Annotated in this window: 1 pseudogene; it reads left to right on the top strand. The window is 64.3% G+C overall.

Annotated elements, in window-relative coordinates:
- Positions 1–805, top strand: a pseudogene (locus J8G26_RS19100) (IS3 family transposase); the annotation flags it as partial.

An 805-nucleotide genomic window follows, 5' to 3' on the forward strand; every position in this document is an offset into this window, starting at 1 on the left:
CCCAGGCATTGGCAAGCCCCTAACGGCCGAGCAGCAGCGCATTCGACAACTCGAAGCAGAAAACCGCCAACTCAAGTCCGACAATGAACTGTTAAAAAAAGCGTCGGCCTTCTTCGCCCGGGAAATCAAATGATGCAGACCCTGGTGAACACCGCAGTCCATGCGAAGAAGGCCAGCGTGACCCAATGCTGCAGGTTGTTTGGCGTGAGCCGCTCGGGCCTGTACGCGGCCCGCCAGCGCAGCGCCAAGCAGCTCAGCGCGCTGGATGTGCAGGCCAAAGCGGCCTTTGAGGCCAGTGGGCAAAGCTACGGCAGCCGGCGCCTGAGCGCAGCGCTCAAGGCGCAGGGCCTGGCAGTGGGGCGGCACAAGGCCAGAAGGCTCATGCGCAGCAACGCCCTGCGAGCGCGCTGGCGGCGCAAATTCACGCACACCACCGACTCACGCCACAGCTTGCCCGTGGCAGCCAATGTGCTCAATCGCCAGTTCAAACCGCAGGCGCCCGATCATGCCTGGGTCTGCGACATCACCTACGTGCGCACGCGCAGTGGCTGGCTGTACCTGGCTGCGGTGCTGGACTTGTTCTCGCGCAAGGTGGTGGGCTGGGCGATGGCACCGAGCATGCCTGCGCAGCTGGTGTGTGCGGCACTGGGCATGGCCATTGCCAGTCGCTGTCCACTGGCGGGCCTGGTGGTGCACTCGGATCGCGGCAGCCAGTACGCCAGTGCCGAGCACAGTGCACTGCTGGCGCGCCATGGGCTCATTGGCAGCATGAGCCGAAAAGGCAACTGCTGGGATAACGCCGTGA

Origin of the sequence: Acidovorax sp. JG5 (genome assembly GCF_017939685.1) — a bacterium.
Taxonomy (GTDB): Bacteria; Pseudomonadota; Gammaproteobacteria; order Burkholderiales; family Burkholderiaceae_C; genus Acidovorax.